Source organism: Streptomyces venezuelae (genome assembly GCF_008642315.1).
GTDB lineage: Bacteria > Actinomycetota > Actinomycetes > Streptomycetales > Streptomycetaceae > Streptomyces > Streptomyces venezuelae_D.
The window spans coordinates 3,289,170-3,309,868 of record NZ_CP029192.1; the positions used below are offsets into that span (position 1 = coordinate 3,289,170).

At 70.7% G+C, this 20,699-nt stretch carries 13 protein-coding genes; 6 read left to right on the plus strand and 7 right to left on the minus strand.

Going from position 1 to position 20,699, the window contains the following annotated elements; all coding sequences use genetic code 11:
• Window positions 1–44 precede the first annotated feature (44 nt).
• The 3 genes from DEJ48_RS13805 to DEJ48_RS13815 all read right to left on the minus strand — a co-directional run bounded on the left by DEJ48_RS13805 (window position 45) and on the right by DEJ48_RS13815 (window position 6,713).
• On the minus strand, window positions 45–1,670 hold the full coding sequence (locus DEJ48_RS13805) for an ABC transporter substrate-binding protein (protein ID WP_150216403.1): 1,626 nt from the start codon (window positions 1,668–1,670) through the stop codon (window positions 45–47).
• Between the two features lie 480 nt (window positions 1,671–2,150).
• Entirely contained in the window at window positions 2,151–4,058 is a 1,908-nt protein-coding gene (gene typA, locus DEJ48_RS13810; protein WP_150216404.1) for a translational GTPase TypA, read from the minus strand.
• Window positions 4,059–4,328: 270 nt separating this feature from the next.
• A complete protein-coding gene (locus tag DEJ48_RS13815) occupies window positions 4,329–6,713 on the minus strand; it encodes an ABC transporter family substrate-binding protein (protein ID WP_150216405.1) in 2,385 nt (794 codons plus the stop codon).
• A 413-nt stretch (window positions 6,714–7,126) separates the two neighbouring features.
• Here DEJ48_RS13815 and DEJ48_RS13820 point away from each other — a divergent pair, with 413 nt between their 5' ends.
• The 4 genes from DEJ48_RS13820 to DEJ48_RS13835 all read left to right on the plus strand — a co-directional run bounded on the left by DEJ48_RS13820 (window position 7,127) and on the right by DEJ48_RS13835 (window position 11,092).
• Window positions 7,127–7,441, plus strand: a complete 315-nt coding sequence (locus DEJ48_RS13820; protein ID WP_150216406.1) for a hypothetical protein — start codon at window positions 7,127–7,129, stop codon at window positions 7,439–7,441.
• A 78-nt stretch (window positions 7,442–7,519) separates the two neighbouring features.
• Window positions 7,520–8,356, plus strand: a complete 837-nt coding sequence (locus DEJ48_RS13825; protein ID WP_150216407.1) for a hypothetical protein — start codon at window positions 7,520–7,522, stop codon at window positions 8,354–8,356.
• Window positions 8,357–8,372: 16 nt separating this feature from the next.
• Window positions 8,373–10,325, plus strand: coding sequence for a fumarate reductase/succinate dehydrogenase flavoprotein subunit (locus DEJ48_RS13830; protein ID WP_150216408.1), 1,953 nt, complete (start codon window positions 8,373–8,375; stop codon window positions 10,323–10,325).
• Entirely contained in the window at window positions 10,322–11,092 is a 771-nt protein-coding gene (locus DEJ48_RS13835; RefSeq protein ID WP_150216409.1) for a succinate dehydrogenase/fumarate reductase iron-sulfur subunit, read from the plus strand. The genes DEJ48_RS13830 and DEJ48_RS13835 overlap by 4 nt, the downstream gene beginning before the upstream one ends.
• Window positions 11,093–11,117: 25 nt before the next feature.
• Here the strand turns inward: DEJ48_RS13835 and DEJ48_RS13840 are convergent, their stop codons facing one another.
• From DEJ48_RS13840 to DEJ48_RS13850, 3 genes are all read right to left on the minus strand, one after another.
• Window positions 11,118–11,879 carry an SMI1/KNR4 family protein gene (locus DEJ48_RS13840; protein WP_150216410.1) on the minus strand — a complete coding sequence of 254 codons (762 nt, stop codon included), beginning with the start codon at window positions 11,877–11,879 and terminating at the stop codon, window positions 11,118–11,120.
• A gap of 41 nt (window positions 11,880–11,920) precedes the next feature.
• Window positions 11,921–13,483, minus strand: coding sequence for a VWA domain-containing protein (locus DEJ48_RS13845; RefSeq protein WP_223832032.1), 1,563 nt, complete (start codon window positions 13,481–13,483; stop codon window positions 11,921–11,923).
• A gap of 72 nt (window positions 13,484–13,555) precedes the next feature.
• On the minus strand, window positions 13,556–14,764 hold the full coding sequence (locus DEJ48_RS13850; protein ID WP_190537384.1) for an AAA family ATPase: 1,209 nt from the start codon (window positions 14,762–14,764) through the stop codon (window positions 13,556–13,558).
• Between the two features lie 197 nt (window positions 14,765–14,961).
• On the opposite strand from DEJ48_RS13850, the gene DEJ48_RS13855 reads away from it, so the two are divergent.
• Window positions 14,962–17,082, plus strand: coding sequence for a TPM domain-containing protein (locus DEJ48_RS13855; protein ID WP_150216413.1), 2,121 nt, complete (start codon window positions 14,962–14,964; stop codon window positions 17,080–17,082).
• A gap of 106 nt (window positions 17,083–17,188) precedes the next feature.
• Entirely contained in the window at window positions 17,189–17,902 is a 714-nt protein-coding gene (locus DEJ48_RS13860) for a PspA/IM30 family protein (protein ID WP_150216414.1), read from the plus strand.
• Between the two features lie 52 nt (window positions 17,903–17,954).
• Here DEJ48_RS13860 and DEJ48_RS13865 read toward each other — a convergent pair whose 3' ends face one another.
• Entirely contained in the window at window positions 17,955–20,660 is a 2,706-nt protein-coding gene (locus DEJ48_RS13865; protein WP_362821902.1) for a SpoIIE family protein phosphatase, read from the minus strand.
• Between the last annotated feature and the right edge of the window lie 39 nt (window positions 20,661–20,699).

Consider the following 20,699-nt stretch of genomic DNA (forward strand, 5'->3'; position numbering starts at 1 on the left):
GCCCGGGGATGACCGGGCGTCGCTTCGGGACGGACCTCCGTCGACTACTTCTCGAAGACCTCGATGTCGGACAGGACGGGGTCACCGGCCTGGTCGAACACCACGTTCTTCACGTTCTTGGAGTGCGCGGAGAGCGTCTTGTTGTACCAGAGCGGGATGCCCGGGAAGCTCTTCTGCAGAGACTCCTCGGCCTTCTGGTAGAGCTCCGCGGACTCGTCGATCGTCTTGGCCGCGTCGGCCTTCTTGGTCAGCTCGTCGAACTTCTTGTCCGAGAAGCCGCCCTTGTTGCCGTCGACGCCCGTGCCGTAGAGGTCGGCGAGGAAGTTGCCGTTGAACGGATAGTCGAGCACCCAGCCCGACCGGTACATCGCCTTGACCTGCTTCTTGTCCCGCACCTCGGTGTCGGCCTGGAAGTCGGTCTTCGGGTCGCCGACGCACTTCACGCCGGTCGACTTGGTGATGCTGTTGCAGACGGCCGTGACCCAGCCCTCGTGCGGCTGGTCGGCGTTGTACTGGATGGAGATCTTGTTGCCCGGAACGCCGCCGCCGTCCTCGACGAACTGCTTGGCCTTCTTGGGGTTGAACTTGCAGAACTCGCCACAGGCGCCGGCCTTGTAGCCCTTGACACCCTTGGCGACCCAGCCGCTGGCGGACTCACGGGTACCGGCGAACGTCTGCTTCGCGATGGTGTCACGGTCAATGGCCATCGACAGACCCTGGATGACCTTGACGTCCATGTCCTTGAACGTCTTGCTGTAGAACGCCGGGTTGACCGTGTTGATCGCCGAGAAGTCCTGCTCGATGGCGCGGTCGCCGAAGTCCTGCTTGAAGTTGGCGAGCTCGCTGTCCGGGATCAGCGGCATCGTGTCGACGTTGTCCGAGCGCAGGTCGTTGTACGCGGCCTGCGGCGTCGTGTACGCCTTGAAGTTGATGCCGCCGTTCTTGGGCTTGTCCTCGCCCTTGTAGCCGGACCAGGCGGTGACCTGGATCGACTTCTTGTGGTCCCAGCTCTTGAACTTGTAGGGACCGTTGCCGACCGGGGCCTCGCCGTACTTCTTCGGGTCCTTCAGCGCGGCCGAGGGCAGCGGGAAGAAGGGCTTGTAGACGAGCTTGTACGCGTAGTACGGGATGCCGTTCTTCAGCGTGATGGTGAAGGTGTTGTCGTCGACGACCTTCAGGCCGGACATGGCCTTCTTCTTGGCCTTGCCCTTCTCCGGGTGGACCTCGTCGTAGCCGACGATGTCGCGGTACCAGGAGCTGTTCTGCTGGCCGTTCGCCGGGTCGGCGGCCCAGTTCCAGGCGTCGACGTACGACTTCGCGGTGACGGTCTCACCGTTGTGGAACTTCCAGCCCGGCTTCAGCTTGACGGTCCACACCTTGTTCGCCTTGTCGGGGGTGACCGACTCGGCGTTCTCGTAGGTGATGTTGCCCTGCTTGTCGTAGTACACGAGGCCCGTGAAGAGGGCGTCGATGACGACGCTGCCGTACGCCTCCATGGTGTTCGACGGCTGCAGAGCGTTCTGCGGCTCGCCGTTGGCGTAGCTGACGATCCCCTTGGGGTCGACCTTGCCGCTGCCATTGCTGTCACTGTCGCCGCCGCCACAAGCGGTGGCCGTCAGCGCCACAACACCGGCTATCGCGACCCACTTGGCGCTCTTGGCACCACGCATGGGGTTCCTCCTCATGAGTCCACTTGTTCACTACAAGAGGGGGTACGAGAAACCGCGCCGACACCCCTGACGGCGACGATCGAGTACCCCAGTGTGCTCGTGAGTCGGCGCTCCCCACAGCGCGTGACCCATTGACCCGAGCTATACGCGGTCAACTATTAGCCATGAGGTACCGGTCGACCACACCCTTTTGGTCTCGGTTCAATCACACCTGGCCCGTACAACTTCCAAAATCCGGACAAACCGATCCGAGATAGATGGTTGCGAAACGGACGTGTTACACATCTAACGGTCAGTGACGTCCGCATACCGGACACGTGGCGGACAAAAACCGGTTGCCGGGAGAGCTCCGCGCAGCAGTGGCCACACCGTACCCGCCAGCGAAAACACAAGAGGCCGACTTCCGCCCAACTCCCTCGGGAGCGGCGGAAATCGGCCTCTCAGGCGGCTGTGTGCCGCCTGCCGACTACCTCAGTGGGGTCAGTTGTGCTTGGCGCGGGACGCGGAGCGGCCGCGCTCCTTCTGGTCCAGGACGACCTTGCGGATGCGCACGGCCTCCGGGGTCACCTCGACGCACTCGTCGTCGCGGCAGAACTCCAGGGACTGCTCCAGGGAGAGCTTGCGCGGCGGGACGATCGCCTCGAAGGAGTCGGCGGAGGAGGAGCGCATGTTGGTGAGCTTCTTCTCCTTGGTGATGTTCACGTCCATGTCGTCGGAGCGCGAGTTCTCACCGACGATCATGCCCTCGTACACCTCGGTGCCCGGCTCGGTGAAGAGCACGCCGCGCTCCTGGAGGTTCGTCATCGCGAAGGCGGTGACGGCGCCCGAGCGGTCGGCGACCAGGGACCCGTTGTTGCGGGTCGTCAGGGTGCCGAACCACGGCTCGTGGCCCTCGTGGATGGAGTGGGCGATGCCCGTGCCGCGGGTGTTCGTCAGGAACTCCGTACGGAAGCCGATGAGGCCGCGGGACGGCACCACGAACTCCATGCGGACCCAGCCCGAACCGTGGTTGGACATGTTGTCCATGCGGCCCTTGCGGACGCCCATGAGCTGCGTGACGGCGCCCATGTGCTCCTCGGGCACGTCGACGGTCATGCGCTCGACGGGCTCGTGCGTCTTGCCGTCGACCTCCTTGGTGACGACCTGCGGCTTGCCGATCGTCATCTCGAAGCCCTCGCGGCGCATCTGCTCGACCAGGATGGCCAGCGCCAGCTCACCGCGGCCCTGCACCTCCCAGGCGTCGGGGCGCTCGGTGTCCAGGACGCGCAGCGAGACGTTACCGATCAGCTCGCGGTCCAGGCGGTCCTTGACCTGGCGGGCGGTGACCTTGCGGTCCTTGACGGCCGCCTTCGCGTCCGCGCCCTTGCCGGTGCCACCGCGGCCGACCAGCGGCGAGGTGTTCGTGCCGATGGTCATGGAGATCGCCGGCTCGTCGACCGTGATGAGCGGCAGCGCGACCGGGTTCTCCGGGTCGGCGAGGGTCTCGCCGATCATGATGTCGGGGATACCGGCCACGGCGCAGATGTCGCCCGGGCCCGCCTTCTCGGCCGGCTTGCGGGTGAGCGCCTCGGTCATCATCAGCTCGGTGATGCGGACGTTCGAGATGGAGCCGTCACGCTTGATCCAGGCGACGGTCTGGCCCTTGGCCAGCTCGCCCTGCTCGACACGGAGCAGCGCGATGCGGCCGAGGAAGTTGTCCGCGTCGAGGTTGGTGACGTGAGCCTGGAGGGGGGCCTCCTCGTCGTACGTCGGCGCCGGGACGTGCTCCAGGATCGTGGAGAAGAACGGCTCCAGGTTGGTGGAGTCCGCCGGGACCGTGCCGTCGTCCGGCTTGGTCAGCGAGGCGATGCCGTCGCGGCCGCACGCGTAGACGATCGGGAACTCGATCTGGTCCTCGTCGGCGTCCAGGTCGAGGAAGAGGTCGTACGTCTCGTTGACGACCTCGTCGATGCGCGAGTCGGGACGGTCCGTCTTGTTGATGCACAGGATGACCGGCAGGCGCTGCTGGAGCGCCTTGCGCAGCACGAAGCGGGTCTGCGGGAGCGGGCCCTCGGAGGCGTCGACCAGCAGGACGACCGCGTCCACCATCGACAGACCACGCTCGACCTCGCCACCGAAGTCGGCGTGGCCGGGGGTGTCGATGATGTTGATCGTGATCGGGTCCCCGCCGTCCTTGGGGTGATACTTCACCGCCGTGTTCTTGGCGAGGATCGTGATGCCCTTCTCACGCTCCAGGTCGTTCGAGTCCATCATGCGGTCGTCGAGGGACTCGGCGGCGTGCGCGGCGAACGAGCCGGCCTGCTTGAGCATGGCGTCGACGATGGTCGTCTTGCCGTGGTCGACGTGAGCGACGATGGCAACGTTGCGGATGTCGTGGCGCGTGGCCATAGTGCGGCGTACTCCTGGAGTGAGTGGTCGGTCGCGCGTACATCTGAGTTACGCGGACCCTGCCGGGCTGGACACGCCACGGCCTCACCCCAGTCTACGTGTCCCTCGCGGAGGCAGCCTCCGCGGGGGCGCCGCAGGGGTGGGGAAAGCCTTGGGAACACTGGGGAAACAGCAGGTCAATGGGTAAACACGAGCTTGCCCGCCGGGAGGGCCGGCGGGCAAGAGAGTTGAGCGGAATCTGAGGCGGCCGTCTTCGGGAGGCCCCGGGGGCTACTTCGCGGACGGTCCGCCCGACGGCTTCGCGCCCGGCTTCAGGAAGCCGATGTCCTCGTAGTGCGGGGCCTGGAAGCCGAACGCGCCGGCGTTGGCCAGGTTCGGGCGGGCGGCGAGCAGCTGGGGGCGCTGGTAGAGGGGGATGGAGCCCGCCTCCGCCCAGATCCGGGCGTCCGCCTTCTTGACCAGGGAGCGTGACGTTTCTTCATCCAGCTCGCCGACCGCCTGGTCGAACAGCTGATCGATGTGGTCCGTGCCGACACGCGTGTAGTTCTGCTCGACGTTCAGCGAGCCGTCCGCGGCCGGGACGGGCTTGGCGAAGATCGGGCGGGCGTCGGTGGCCGGGAAGGCCGAGGCGGGCCACGAGTAGAGGGCGAGGTCGTACTGCCCGGACGCGATGTGGTCCTTGAAGTAGCTCTCGTCGGCGACCTTCGCCGTCTCCGTACGGACGCCGATCTTCTGCAGCATCCGCGAGATCCGGTCGGCCACCGCCCGCAACGGCTCCGAGCCGTCCCCGGAGGGCAGCACGAACCGGAGGGTGAGGGGCTTGCCGTCCTTGGCGAGCGGACCCGCCGCGGCGGCTCCCTTCGCCCCCGAGCCCTTCGGCGCGGCGGTGCCCTTCGGGGCGTACGCGCCGGGGGCGCCGCCCTTGGCCTGGTCCCTGGAGTGCTGCTTGGCGTGGTCGGCCGGCTCCTTCTTCTTCTCCTTGTCGGCCTCGCGGGGCAGGCCGAGGGCGTCCGCCTGCCGGTTCAGGACGGCACGCTGGTAGGCGGCCGCGGGAGCGGGGGCGAGGACGGTGGTGCCGTAGTCGCCGGGCTTGCTGTCCTCTTCGCCGACGATGTAGGTGCCGTCGTCGTTGCTGTCGCCGTCGCCGTCGCCTCCGTCGGTGGAGTCCTCCCCGGAGTCCTTCGACTTCTCGGTCTCCTCGTCCTTCGCGGCCTTCTCGTCCTTGGCGTCCGACTCGCCGCCGGCCGTCTTCTCCTCCTTCTCCCCCTCCTCTCCCTTCTGCTTCTCGCCCTCTTCCTTCTTCCCCTTCAGCAGCGCGCCCGGCGTCCAGCCGGCGTCCGCGAGGAGCGCCCGCGCCTCGGCCGTGTCCTGCTCGCCGAGGGCCCCGCTGTTGTCCGCGTACGCCTGCTGCCCGGCGAGGGCCAGGTGGCTGCCGACCGGCTCGGCGGGCAGGCCGAGCGGCTTGAGTACGGTCTTGGCGAGCTCCCCGCGGTCCAGGGCGCGGGCCACCGCACGGCGCACCCGGTCGTCGGCGAGCGGCCCCTCGGAACCGTTGAGGGCGAGCTGCGTGTAGGCGGGCTCCAGTGACTTGCGTACGACGTAGCCGCGCAGACCCTCCTGCTCGGTCGCGTACCTCTTGACCGCCTTGCGGGTCTTGGCGCGTGCCTCGATCTCCGTGTCGGCGGCCTCCTCGTCGGAGCCGTGGGCGATCGCCCAGGAGCGCAGCGCCCTCGCGGGCGTGATCGCGGCGCCGGGGCCGTGGGCCAGCGGGCCCTCGCCCCCCTTGTCCGCGGCCGCCCGGGAGATCCGGCCGGCCTCCGCCGCGTCGATCGCGGCGAGGTCGACCCGGCCCTTGGCGAGCGCCTCGGCCCGCCCGGCGCGCCCCACCTTGCGCAGCACGATCTTGTCGAGCTTCGCCGGGCTGCCCCACCAGCGCGCGTTGCGCTCCAGCGTCACGTCGCCGGCCTTGCGGTCGGTGCCGGAGAGCGCGAAGGGGCCCGCGGTCACCTTCAGCTTGCGGCGCGCGCCGTCGTTGAAGGAGTCGGGCGTGCCCATGATCTGCTTCGGGTACAGCGGCGAGAAGAGGGAGCGCCAGTCCGCGTACGGCTTGGCGAAGGTGACCCGCACCTCCAGGTTGTTGGCGCCGCGCTCGACCTTCGCGATGCGGTCGTAGCCCGCATTCCGTGCCGTCCAGTACGCGCTGTCCCTGCCGGAGAGGGCCCGCCACTGCGCGGCGAAGTCGTCGGCGCCGATCTCCCGGCCGTCGCTCCAGACCGCCTGCTGGTTGAGCTTGTACAGGACGACCTGCTGCGGCTCGCGCTCGACGACCTCGGCGGACTCCAGGAAGTCGGCGTTGGGCTGCGCCCTGCCCTGCGCGTCGAGGCGGAACAGGGACGGCAGGACCGCGCCCGCGACCCGCGCGGTGGCCTCGTCGGCGTCCGCCTGGAAGGAGTTGAACGTCTCCGGCAGCTCGTCGACCGCCCAGTTCATGGTTCCGCCGTCGGCGACCATGTCCCGGGCGGCGGGAGCGACGTCCTGGCCCGCGACCGGCCGGCCGGCCTCGTCGTGCGAGCTGCATCCGGCGAGGGCGGGCAGAGCCAGCACCCCCGTCGCGAGGAACACGACAGATCTGACTCTGGCGCGGTCGTGGGACATGACTGGTACCTCCGGGGTCCGGGGCTCGCCCGGCCGCCCGCTACCAGGACCGGGCCGGGTTTGATCACGTTTGGCGGTATATGGAGCTGATCACATCTATCGCCCCACTGAAGGCGACGGGACGCGCGGTGCGGGGGAGGCACGGCGCGGGGGCGCGCAGATGCCACTCGTGCGGCCCAATGGGGTGGGCGGGCACCGGGTTGGCGCCGCCTGTCCGGACACCGGTCGGGCGCCGCCGCGCGATCGCCAAGCGGTCACCGTCGGTCGAGGTCGGCGCGATCGACGCGTGATCCGGCGCATTCACCGCCCCTGATCCGGCAATCACTGCAGATCTCTTCACAAGCCGGGATGTGACGCGCGACACTCGCAGGCGCATGAGCGTTGCCACCGCACCCCCTAAGTGAGGGCAAGTAATGGCTCTGCACGATGAATTGACGGCTGTACAACGTTGCGTGGACGACCTCGTCCGCACCGTCGGCAGGCTGGAGCAGCAGGCCGGCGACCAGATCGCGGGCGTCGACGTGCGCCGGGTGCGCACGGACACCGATCACCTGCGGGAGAGCGTGGCGCTGCTGCGCGCGGCGGTCCCGCCACCGGCGTCCCCCCTCCCACCGCCCAAGCCCGAGTTCGTGACGATCCCCGATACGCCGTACGACCGCTCGCTGTGGACGAACACCGGCGATCTCGACGACGAGGGCCTCGGCGGCTGCGACCGCCACGCGCCCTGACCCCGCACACCGCACACACTCGCCGAGCTTCTCCCCGCTGAGCTTCTCCCCGACCGAGGAAGAAGGAGTGGAGCCTCGTTGGCCACCGGCACGGAACCCCAACCGAAGAGCGGACCGGCACCGGGCGGCGGCGTGCGCGACGGCACGCGCGCCGCCATCACCGTTGCCCATCTGCGTACGGACCGCTGGTGGCTGGCGCCCGCGGCGACCGCCGCGGGACTGCTCGCCTTCATCGTCTACTCGACGTGGCGGGCCTTCGCGAACGCGGACTACTACGCGGCGCCGTACGTCTCGCCGTTCTACTCGCCGTGCATCGCCGAGAACTGCGAAACCATGAAGGGCGGCCCCAACTGGGAGATCTTCGGCAGCTGGTGGGGCCTGTCCCCCTCCATCCTGATCCTGATCTTCCCGCTCGGCTTCCGCCTGACCTGCTACTACTACCGCAAGGCCTACTACCGGGCCTTCTGGTCCTCACCACCGGCCTGCGCCGTCGCCGAGCCGCACAAGAAGTACACCGGCGAGACCCGCTTCCCGCTGATCCTGCAGAACATCCACCGGTACTTCTTCTACGCCGCCGTGCCCGTGGCGGGCATCCTCACGTACGACGCCGTCCTCGGCTTCCGCGACGAGAACTACGAGTGGGGTCACATGGGGCTCGGCACGCTCGTCCTGCTCGTCAACGTCGTACTGATCTGGATCTACACGCTCTCCTGCCACTCCTGCCGTCACGTCATGGGCGGCAAGCTCAAGCACTTCTCCCGGCATCCCGTCCGGTACCGCATGTGGCAGTGGACGGGAAAGCTGACCAACCGGCACATGCTGCTCGCGTGGACGTCGTTGGCGAGCGTGGCGCTCGCCGACCTCTACGTCTACCTGGTCGCGAGCGGCGCCTTCGACGATCCGCGCTTCTTCTGATGGACGGGGCCTTCTGATGTCTCAAGTGGAACGACAGCAGTGGGACGTCGTCGTCGTGGGGGCCGGGGGCGCGGGACTGCGGGCCGCGATCGAGGCGCGCGAACAGGGCGCCCGTACGGCCGTGATCTGCAAGTCGCTGTTCGGCAAGGCCCACACGGTGATGGCCGAGGGCGGCATCGCCGCCTCCATGGGCAATGTGAACTCCGGCGACAACTGGCAGGTCCACTTCCGCGACACCCTGCGCGGCGGCAAGTTCCTCAACCAGTGGCGCATGGCCGAGCTGCACGCCCGCGAGGCGCCGGACCGCGTGTGGGAGCTGGAGACCTGGGGCGCGCTCTTCGACCGCACTCCGGACGGCCGGATCTCGCAGCGCAACTTCGGCGGACACGAGTATCCGCGGCTCGCGCACGTCGGCGACCGCACCGGCCTGGAACTGATCCGCACGCTTCAGCAGAAGATCGTCTCGCTGCAGCAGGAGGACTACAAGGAGTTCGGCGACTACGAGGCGCGCCTGAAGGTCTTCCAGGAGTGCACGGTCACGCGCGTGCTGAAGGACGAGTCGGCGGACGACGGCGACGAGGGCGGCCGCGTGAGCGGGGCCTTCTGCTACGACCGTGAGTCGGGCCGCTTCTTCGTGCTGGAAGCACCCGGCGTCGTCCTCGCGACCGGCGGCATCGGCAAGTCCTTCAAGGTGACGTCGAACTCGTGGGAGTACACGGGCGACGGGCACGCGCTCGCACTGCTCGCCGGTGCGCCCCTGTTGAACATGGAGTTCGTGCAGTTCCACCCGACGGGCATGGTCTGGCCGCCGTCGGTCAAGGGCATCCTCGTCACCGAGTCCGTGCGCGGCGACGGCGGCGTGCTGCGCAACTCCGAGGGCAAGCGCTTCATGTTCGACTACGTGCCCGACGTCTTCAAGGAGAAGTACGCGCAGTCGGAGGAGGAGGGCGACCGCTGGTACGAGGACCCGGACCACAACCGCCGCCCGCCCGAACTGCTCCCCCGCGACGAGGTCGCCCGCGCCATCAACGCCGAGGTGAAGGCGGGCCGCGGCTCCCCGCACGGCGGCGTCTTCCTCGATGTGTCGACGCGCATGCCCGCCGACGTCATCAAGCGCCGACTGCCCTCCATGTACCACCAGTTCAAGGAGCTCGCGGACGTCGACATCACCGCGGAGGCGATGGAGGTCGGGCCGACCTGTCACTACGTGATGGGCGGCATCGCGGTCGACTCCGACACGGCGGCCACGCGCCGCGTCGCGGGGCTCTTCGCCGCGGGCGAGGTCGCGGGCGGGATGCACGGCTCCAACCGGCTCGGCGGTAACTCCCTCTCCGACCTGCTGGTCTTCGGCCGGCGCGCGGGCCTGCACGCGGCCAGGTACGCCGCGGGGCTCACCGCGCGCCCCGTGCCGGACGAGGTGCAGGTGGACACGGCGGCCGCGGAGGCGCTGCGGCCGTTCAGCGCCGAGGGCCGTGAGGACGGGGTGACCCCGGAGAACCCCTACACCCTCCACCAGGAACTGCAGCAGACCATGAACGACCTGGTCGGCATCATCCGCCGGGAGGCGGAGATGGAACAGGCCCTGGAGAAGCTCGCCGAACTGCGGGTCCGTGCGCGGCGCGCGGGCGTGGAGGGCCACCGCCAGTTCAACCCGGGCTGGCACCTCGCCCTGGACCTGCGGAACATGCTCCTGGTCAGCGAGTGCGTCGCGCGGGCCGCCCTGGAGCGCACGGAGAGCCGCGGCGGTCACACCCGCGAGGACCATCCGACGATGAACCGCGAGTGGCGGCGGGTCAACCTGCTCTGCCAACTGGCCGATCCGTCAGGCGGCCTGGCGGCCACGGACCCCGTACGCGGCCAGATCGACCTCGTCCGCGTCACCACCGAACCCATCCGCCCGGACCTGCTCGCCCTCTTCGAAAAGGAGGAGCTGGTCAAGTACCTCTCTGAAGAGGAGCTGTACGAATGAGTTCGTACGACGCGCAATTCAAGGTCTGGCGCGGGGACCTGAGCGGTGGTGACCTGGAGGACTTCAAGATCGAGGTCAACGAGGGAGAGGTCGTCCTCGACATCATCCACCGCCTGCAGGCGACCCAGGCGCCGGACCTCGCGGTGCGCTGGAACTGCAAGGCGGGCAAGTGCGGTTCGTGCTCGGCGGAGATCAACGGGCGGCCCCGGCTGATGTGCATGACACGGATGTCGGTCTTCGACCGCCACGAGGTCATCACCGTCACACCGCTGCGCGCGTTCCCCGTGGTGCGCGATCTGGTGACGGACGTCGGCTTCAACTACACGAAGGCCCGGGAGGTCCCGGCGTTCGTACCGCCCGCGGGCCTGGGCCCCGGCGAATACCGCATGCAGCAGTCGGACGTGGACCGTCCGCAGGAGTTCCGCAAGTGCATCGAGTGCTTCCTGTGCCAGGACACGTGCCACGTGGTGCGCGACCACGAGGAGAACAAGGGCGCCTTCGCGGGCCCGCGCTTCCTGATGCGCGTCGCCGAACTGGACATGCACCCGCTGGACGCGGCAGAAGAATCCGGCCTCGACCGCAAACGAACCGCCCAGGACGAACACGGCCTGGGCTACTGCAACATCACGAAGTGCTGCACGGAGGTGTGCCCGGAGGGCATCAAGATCACGGACAACGCGCTGATTCCGCTGAAGGAGCGGGCGGTCGACCGGAAGTACGACCCGTTGGTGTGGCTGGGGAACAAGATTCGGCGGCGGGGGGAGTAGGCGGGCGGGACTTCCGACACAGGCCCTAGGCGGCGGGGCGCTCCGGGCCCTCGGGCATCTGTCGGGCCAGCCGTTCCGCTCGGGTCAGCCAGTGGGCGTACCACTCGGCGAAGGTGACCCGGGCCGTGCTGCCGTGGAGCTCGTACGGGACCACGCCCTCCCCCACCGCGCGGACGTCATTCCACATCGTTCCGCGCTCGGGGCCGGTCATCGCCAGCAGCGTGTAGTAGGCGCAGCCCTGTTCGCTCACGTGGAGCGCGCCTTCGGTCAGGGCGTCGAGGAGCTCGTCGTCGCGCTTGTCCCAGGCGGCATAGGCGTCGCGGAACCGTGCCAGGTCCTCGTCGGAGTCCCCGTAGGCCGACCGTTGGGGCTCCGCCGCCTGGTGCGCCTCCCATTCCGCCGTGCGCTCGGGGCGGAACGTCTCGGGGGCGGGCGGCGTGGTGGGGATGGAGTGGGGGGCGGGCTCGGGGGCCTGTGCCGGCTCGGGGGGTTTGATGGTGAACAGGCCGTAGTCCGGGCCGGCGCCGCCCGCTCCGACCTCCAGCAGGAAGCTCCGGTACTCCTCGGGGAACCGCACCCCCTGCTGTCGCTCCACCGCGGCGACCTGCTCCTCGGTCAGGACCGGGTGCAGCTCGAACCGGTGGCCGTGCTCCTTGAAGTAGGCGCCGAACACCGCCCGCCGGTTCGGCGCGTCCCGCAGCGCGAGCACGCGCTCCCTCACCCCTGCCCAGACCCCGCTCACCGCGCTCCTCCCCGCTGCGGCCGTCTCCCCGTGGAGTCCGGCCATGCCCACAGGCACCGTACGTGCTCCTCACGCGCCGAGCCGGGTCAGATGACACGGAAGAGGTCGGCCGCCGCGTGGACGTCGGTGAAGTCCTCCACGACGCGGAGGTTGTCGCACAGGGCGTCCAGCACCGAACCGGCCTCCGCGGCGGGCGGCGCGCCGACGGCCAGGCCGAAGACGCGGAAGCCCAGCCGGTGCTTGGCGTCGTTCCAGCCGCGCATCCACTCCTCCGTGACGTCGCATTCGTCGTCGGTGAGCATCACGATGTCCCCACGCGCGCGGGCCGTGTCGTCGAACTCCTCCGCCAGCACCTCCAAGGCGGCCGACAGCGGCCTCTGATAGCTGGTGCCTCCGCCCAGGAAGGTCTCCGCGAAATCCAGCACCCGTTCGACGTCGGCGGCCTCGTCGGCCGGGAAACGGAAGACCTGGAGCTTGTCGGCGGCGGCGAACAGGATGCCCACGAAATCGCGTCCTCCGTGCCGGGCCTGGTCCAGCAGTGCAAGGGCGCACGCCTTGGCCCACGCCTCCCGGGTGACTCCACCGGGCCCCTCCGCGTACATGGAGTGCGAGGTGTCGACGCACGCGATGACGGCGCCCCGCCCGGTGGGCTGCTCACCCTCGCTGTCATAGAGCATCAACTGTCCGGCTGCGTAGCGCGCGGCGAACACCGCGCGCAGGGCCGGCAGTCCGAGGTTGGCCAGTTCGGACGGTACGACACGGGCGAGGTCGTCGCCGAGGGTGACACCGATCAGTTCCCCGGAGGTGTGCTCCACCTTGCGGGCACGCTCCCCGTCGGCCATCTGCCGGAAGCGCCCGATCAGCTCCGCCCACGCGGCGAGGCGGCCGGTGCGCAGCCGCTCGGCGAGCCGGGCCCGCCGGTCGAACGGCATCCGCTCCAACTCGCCGGTCCCGACGCCCCATGCCCGCATCAGGGCGGCCTCCTCCCGTACGGCCACGGCGGCCCTCGCCCCCGCGCTACGGGTGGCGGACCGGATGCCGGGGGCGGCCGCTCCCAGGGCCTGCGCGGCGTCCTGGGCGGCCCGCTGTGCCGCGCTCTCGGCGTCCGGCGCCCGGTGGGGCTCGTCCGCCGCGTTCTCCGCCCTGTCCGCCAGCTCGCCCCGGTCCTGAGCCTCTTCGGTGCCGTCCAGCAGGCGGCGCAGCGCGGTGGCCTGCGCGAGTACCGCCATGGCGGCGGCGTAGGGGTCACCGGCCGACTCGCGGTGCAGTTCGGCGAAGCCCGGTGACTCCATGAGGGAGGCGATCACCTGGTGGTTGACCCTCCTGGAGTGGGTCATTTCCGTGCGCTCGCGCAGACGGGGTCGGGCCTGGTAGGCCGCCAGGAACACGTCGGCCAGGAGGTCGGTGGCGCAGTCGTGGCGTGCGCTCAGCTCGTCTGTCAGCTCGCGCAGGGCGGCCGACTGCTCGTGGGTGTCGAACCAGGTGAGCCGGTCGAACCGGTCCGCGACGACGGCTGCGGTGTGCCGGTCGGAGACGGAGACAGGGTCGGAGACGGGGAGGGGTGCGGGTACGGGTACGGGTACGGGTGCAGGCCAAGGTACTGAAGTGTTCGGGTGGCGCGGCCTGGCGTGACCCTCGTGACTCTGCACCTCACCGCCCCCGCCCGGCGCCTCACCGCCCCCACCCGGTGCCCCGCCCATCACCCCTCGCCCCGCCCCCGCTCAGACCTGCGCCTGCACCGCGCTCGCGTCCACGCCGAGCGCCTCGGTGAGGACGCGGGCGCGGACGGCGCGCTGGCGGCCGGTGACACGGTCGATGGCCGAGGTGGAGCGTCCGGCGTTCGCCGCCTCTTCGCGCAGCTGCTCCAGTCGCTGCCCGGCCGTGGCGAGCTTGTTGTGGGCCTTCTTGATGACCCAGTCGCTCAGCGCCTCGCGCGACTGCCCCGCCATCGCGTCGAGTTGGGCCTCCAGCTCCTCGATCGTGTCGGCCAGGTCGAGGGCCTCCTTGGCGTCGGGGTTGACCAGGTGCAGCACCTCGCGCTCGACGGTCGGCCGCTCGGCCGGGGAGTTCCACAGCACGTGCGTGAGCACCGACAGGTCGGTCTCGGCGACCGCCGGGCGTCCGTCGAGGTACGCGGACGCCTGGAGCAGGCCCACCGCCTGCCGCCAGCGGCGGTCGGAGGCGACGAGCTCCTTGCGGCGCAGGGCGGCCCGCAGCGTGCACACCGCGTCCACGATCGCGTCGGGGACCGCTACGGAGGGGACGCCTTCGGTCACGGCCTCCTGCAACGCGACCAGCTCGACGGTGGTCCGTCGCGGTGCCTTCGGGCGGGTGACGGCGGAGCGGACCAGCGAGGCGAAGTTCGAGGGGTCTTCCAGGTAGCCGACCTCGATCCGTACGAGGAGCCGGTCGTAGATCGCGGCCGAATCCTCGCCCACGGGCAGTTCGTTGCTCGCCGTGATGGCCCCGATCAGGGGGCAGCGGATCGGCTCGCCGCCGTTCTCCGGGTGGTAGATCCGTTCGTTGAGGTAACCGAGCGTCTCGTTCAGCGCCGCCGTGGAGCACTTGAATATCTCGTCGACGAACGCGATGTGCGCGGTCGTTGCGCGGCCTTCGTAGACCTGTCGGTACTCACCGCGAGCCAGCGCGGCGACGTCGATGGGGCCGAACATCCGCGTCGGTGCCGTGAACTTCGACAGGAGGATCTCCCAGTACGACGCCCCGTCGATCCTGCCCGTGAGTTCCCTGGCCATCTCGGACTTCGCCGTCCCGGGCGGGCCGAGCACCAGGGAGTGCTGCCCGGCCAGCAGCGTCACGAGCAGTGTCCGCACCACGTCGGCGCGCTCGAAGAAGCGGTCGGAGAGCTCGTCGCTGATCGCCCGCAGCCTCGCGGCCGTGTCCCTCAGGACCGGCCCGTCCGGTGCCCCCACCCTCAACCCCCGCCCCACCCAGCCCGCGAAGCCCCCACGCCCGCGAAGTCACGACAGAGCGACAACGGGTCGGAACGAGGAGCAGTTCCCGGCGCACCCGAGGACACCCCGACCACACCCCGAGCACGCTCCGAGGCCGCCCCGAGGCCGCCCGCCCCAGGTCGCGGACCCCCGTATGCGGCCATACGCTCCCAAATGTGACGTCGTCCCCGTCGACAGCCCTGCGGGCAGCCGCGGCCGCCGTGGCCGTGCTGCTCGCCTGGTTTCCGCTGTTGAGCGGCTCCCCCGCGGCCGCCGACGACCCGGTCACGCTCTCCCGCTCCGGCCAGATCACCGACAAGGTGGACGCGCTCGGCGACCGCGCGGACGCCGCCGAGCAGGCACTCGACCGGCTGTACGACGACCGGCGCGTGCAGCTCTTCGTCGTCTATGTACGCGACTTCTCCGGCCGCTCCGCACAGAGCTGGGCGGACGCCACGGCCGACCGCAACGGCCTCGGGCTCGACGACGTGCTCCTCGCCGTCGCCACCCACGACCGTCAGTTCGCCTACTCCGTGGACGAGGGTTCGCGGCTCACCGACGCTCAGCTCCAGGACGTGGCGACCACGGCGATCAGGCCCGCCCTGCGCGAGAACGACTGGGCCGGAGCCGCGATCGGCGCGGCGGACGGCTACCGCGCGGTGCTCGCCGGCCGCCCCGTGCCCACCCCGTCGGTCACGCCGGGCACGGCCGACCCGGGGGCCGGCACCTCCGGAGCCGACGACTCCGCGACCGGCGACCTGGTTCTCCCCGTGGCGGCGGCGTGCGCGGCCGGGGTCGCCGCCACCATCGCGTACAAGCGGCGCAGGAAGCGCGCGACCACCCGCACGACCCCCGGAGGCGGGTGGGGGCAGGGGGCGGGCAAGCAGGCCACTCCGCTCCCCGAGCTCGACAAGAAGGCCCGGCTGCTGCTCGTGGAGACCGATGACGCGGTCCGCACCAGCACCGAGGAGCTCGGCTTCGCCACGGCGCAGTTCGGCGAGGACGCGGCCCGGCCCTTCGCCGACGCGCTCGCGTACGCGCAGACGGAGCTGACGGCGGCGTTCCGGCTCCGCCAGGAGCTCGACGACGCCTTCCCGGAGGACGATCCCACCCGGCGCCGCATGCTGGAGGAGATCGTGGCGCGCTGCACGGAGGCGGGCCGCCGCCTCGACGCCGAGACCGCCGGGTTCGACGAGCTGCGCGCCCTAGAGAAGAGCGCCCCTGCCGCCCTGGAGCACGCGGAGACGGTGTTCCGGCAGGTCGCAGCACGTACGGGGGCCGCGGAGACCACCCTCTCCGGTCTCCGCGAGAAGTACGCGCCCACGGCCTCCGCCGCGGTGCTCGGCCATGTCGAGCAGGCCAAGGACCGGCTCGTGTTCGCCACCACCCACCTCAACCAGGCGCGGCAGAGCGTCGACGCGGGCGAGAACGGCAAGGCCGCCGTCCACCTGCGCGCCGCCGAGGGCGCCGTCGACCAGGCCGGCACGTTCGTGGACGCGGTGGACCGCCTGGCGGACGAGCTCGCGCTGGCCGCCGAGAAGCTGCCGGGAGCGCTCACCGATGCCGAGGCGGACCTCGCCGACGCGCGCGGGCTCCTCGAAGGCACCTCCACGGGCGTCTCCACGGCCGATCTGAGGGGCCGTGTGGCCCGCGCGGAGTCGGTCGTCGCCGAGGTGCGCGGCAGGACGGCCGCGGGCCCCTACGATCCGCTGGACGCCCTGCGCAGGGTCGAGGAGGCCGACACCGCGCTCGACGAGGCGCTCGCGGGCGCCCGCGAGCGCGAGGTCTCCGACCGGCGCGCCCGGTCCCTGCTCTCCCAGGCGCTGCTCACCGCGCGCAGCGCCGTCGGCGCGGCCACCGACTTCGTCACCACCCACCGCGGCGCCGTCGGCAGCGAGGCGCGGACCCGTCTGGCCGAGGCCCGCCGCCATCTCGCGCAGGCGGAGGCAGAGGCGGAGGCGGACGACGACGCCACCGCGGCCCTCGGCGCGGCGCAGCGGGCGGACGCGCTGGCCCGTGAGGCGCAGCAGCTCGCCGAACGTGACGTACGGGGGTACGGCAATCCCTACGGAGGCATGGGCGGGGGCGGCGGCCGAGGCGGCGGAATGGGCGGCGCCGTCCTCGGCGGCATCATCCTGGGCGAGCTCTTCGGAGGAGGCGGTCGCCGAGGCGGTCCCTACGGAGGGGGCGGTTTCGGAGGGGGCGGTTACGGCGGCGGCAGCCTCGGAGGCGGCAGTCCCGGCAGCTTCGGCGGCGGCGGTACGCGGGGGCGCAGAGGCGGAGGCGGCAGGTTCTGACCACTCCCCGCACGGCACACCCTGCGCACGCCAGAAGCGCCCACCGCGCCCAGCGCGCACCGACGCGCCCTGCCAAGCAAGCACCCTCACGCAAGGAGCACAAGCCATGCCGAAGCAGACCATCCTCGGCCGCGTCACCCAGCTCGCCAAGGCGAACCTCAACGCGCTGCTCGACCAGGCCGAGGACCCGCAGAAGATGCTCGACCAGCTGATCCGCGACTACTCGAACAACATCAGGGAGGCGGAGGAGGCGGTCGCGACCACCATCGGCAATCTGCGGATGCTGGAGCAGGACCTCAAGGAGGACCAGGACGCGGCAGCCGAATGGGGTGGCAAGGCGCTCGCGGCGAGCAGGAAGGCGGACGAGCTGCGCGCGGCCGGCGGCGCCGAGGAGGCCGACAAGTTCGACCGGCTCGCCAAGGTCGCGCTCGGGCGGCAGCTGCAGTCCGAGAAGGAGGCGAAGGGTGCCGAACCGACGATCGCCTCGCAGACCGAGGTCGTGGAGAAACTGAAGTCCGGGCTCGACCGGATGAAGTCGAAGCTGACCGAACTCGAATCGCGGCGTGATCAGTTGGTGGCCCGCGCGAAGACGGCGCAGGCGCAGAACCAGATGATGGACGCGGCCCAGAACATCGACGTCCTTGACCCGACCAGCGAGTTGAGCCGCTTCGAGGAGAAGGTGCGGCGGGAGGAGGCACGGGCCCTCGGCAAGCAGGAGCTGGCCGCGTCCTCGCTCGACGCGCAGTTCGAGGAGCTGGACGCCCTGGGGGACGAGGCGGAGATCACCGCCCGCCTCGCCGCCCTCAAGGCGACCACGTGAGCCTGCCCGAAGACCACGTGAGCCTGCCCGAAGCCGAAGGGGCAGGACCGCGTCAGAACAGGCTGAGCAACGCCTCCGCCGCGTCCATCGGCTCCGTGTCGCCGTCCGGCAGCGCCATCTCGAACCACACGGTCTTCCCGCGCGGTGTCCTGCGCGAGCCCCACGCCGCGCTGAGCAGCCCGACCAGCTGGAGTCCGCGTCCGCCCTCGTCGGTGTCCCGCGCGCGGCGGCGGCGCGGCTGCACGAAGCTCGCGTCCCACACCTCGCACACCAGCGTCCGGTCGAGCAGAAGGCGCAGCCTGATGTCGCCTTCGCCGTACCGCAGTGCGTTGGTGACGAGCTCGCTGACCAGCAGTTCCGCCGTGTCGCAGAGCCGCTCCAGATCCCAGGCCCGCAACTGGTCGCAGGCGAGTTCACGGGCGCGGCCGACCGACTTGAGGTCGCGCGGCAGCGTCCAGTCGCCGACGTGTTCGGTGGGCAGGCCTTCGACGCGGGCCATCAGGAGGGCGATGTCGTCCTCTCCGTGGTGGGTGTCCAGGGTGTTCAGGACGTGGTCGCAGGCGTCCTCCAGGGTCGTCGGCGCGTCGTTCAGGGCGCGTACGAACGCGTTCAGACCCTCGTCCAGCGGGTGGTCGCGGGATTCGACGAGGCCGTCGGTGTAGAGCGCCAGCAGGGCGCCCTCGGGGAGTTCGACCTCGACGTCCTCGAAGGGCTCGCCGCCGACGCCGAGGGGCATGCCCGGCGGCACGTCGAGCATGAGCGCGGACTCGCCAGGCTCGACGAGGACGGGCGGGAGGTGGCCCGCGTTGGCGAACGTGCAGCGGCGCGTGACGGCGTCGTAGACCGCGTACACACAGGTGGCGAGGTAGACCTCGCTCAGGTCGGCGTCCGCCGCCTTGCGCACCCCGCGGGTGGCCTGCTGGGGCCCCGCGGGGTTGCCGAGTCCCCGGGCGATCTCGTCGAGGGCGGAGAGCACCTCGGCGGGTTCCAGGTCGAGCAGGGCCAGCGTGCGGACGGCGGTGCGCAGCTCCCCCATGGCGACGGCGGCGCGCAGGCCGCGGCCCATGACGTCGCCGACGACCAGGGCGGTGCGGTGGCCGGGCAGTTCGATGACGTCGAACCAGTCGCCGCCGACCTCTGTCGCGGCGTTGCCGGGGAGGTAGCGGCAGGCGATGTCGAGTCCGGACGCCTCGGGGTCACCGGGCGGCAGCAGGGAGCGTTGCAGTATCAACGCGCGCTCGTGCTCGCGGCGGTAGAGGCGGGCGTTGTCGATGCAGACGGCGGCCCGCGCGGCCAGTTCGACGGCCAGCGCCCTGTCGCGCTCTCCGAAGGGTTCGCTGCCCTTCGTGCGGGAGAACTGGGCGAGGCCGACGACCGTGTCGTGGGCGACCATCGGCACGGCGAGCGTCGACTGGACGAGGCCCTTGGTGAGGCGGCTCGCCGACTCGTCGTCGGCCCCCGTGACCAGGCGGGGCCTGGCCGCGCGCAGTGCGTCGGCGCAGGGTGACGTGAAGGCGAACCGGTGGACGGCGCCCACGTCTATGGGGGCGCTGCCGTCCGGGAACGGGGCGTCGGCGACGGCGCTCGCGAAGGCCACGCGGCGCAGGTCCGCGCTGCCGTCGGCGAGGCCCGGCGGTGTCTCGTCGCCGTCGAGAAGGCCTTGGTAGAGGTCTACGGAGGCGAGGTCACAGAAGCCGGGGACGGCGACGTCGAGCAGCTCCCGTGCGGTGGTCTCCAGGTCCAGGGAGTTGCCGATGCGGGCCCCCGCCTCGTTCAGGAGGGCGAGGTTGCGCCGGGCGTGGGCGGCCTCCCGCGCGGCGGCGTGCCGCCGGGTGACGTCCGTGCCGAGGCCCGCGACGCCGATGGGGCGGCCCGAACCGCTGTGCACGCGGTAGAGGTTGATCGACCAGTGCCGTCGATCGCTGCTGCCGGGTGCGGGTCCCACTATCTGCATGTCCGTCACGGAGTCGCCGGTTTCGAGGACCCGCTTCAGGGCGGCGGCCATGCGGTCGGCCTCGTGGCGCGGCAGATAGTCGTGGACGGTCCGGCCCCGCTGGTCCTCGACGCCGCCTCCGAAGACGGCGGCGAACCGGCGGTTGGCGCGCTGCACCTTCAAGTCCGTGCCGAACAGCAGGAACCCGAAGGGAGATTGGCCGAAAATGGCTTGAGATGCGGCGAGGTCCGTCTCGATCTGCCGGAGCACCCGGACGTCGACGACGATGCAGACCGCGGCCCGCTCGCCCTCCTCGGTCACGGTCGGCATCACGTAGACCTCGGCGACGCCTTCCAGGCCGCCTGCGCCCCGCTCACCGCCCGCACCGGGCCCACCGGGCGCCAGGACGTCCTCGGGCAGCCTGAAGGGCACCACGCCCGTCCACTCGCGCCCGTCGAGGATCTCCGCCATCTTGCGGTGGCCGCCCGCACGCAGCTCGGGCGGCACGAAGGCCTCGATGGGGTCCTTGCCGACGGCGTCCCGCGCGGCCACGCCGAACAGCCGCTCGGCGCGCACGCTCCACTGGTCGACCAAGCCGTCGGCGCCGATGGAGAACGAGGCGACCTTGATGTAGTCGTAGATCGAACCGGGTGGGTTGCTCTGCCACATCTCGTCGGCCGGCACGTCATGGGCCGGCCCGTCGACGACCGGCACATCAGCGTTCGGCGCAGCGGCGTTCGGCTCGTCGCCGACCGTCGCGTCCTCGGCCGTCGCGTCGCCCGACGGACCGTTGCTCTCCGTCGCCTTCGCTGGTATCTCGCTCACGCGAACCGTCCCCTCCAGCTCACCGCGTCCGGCACCGGT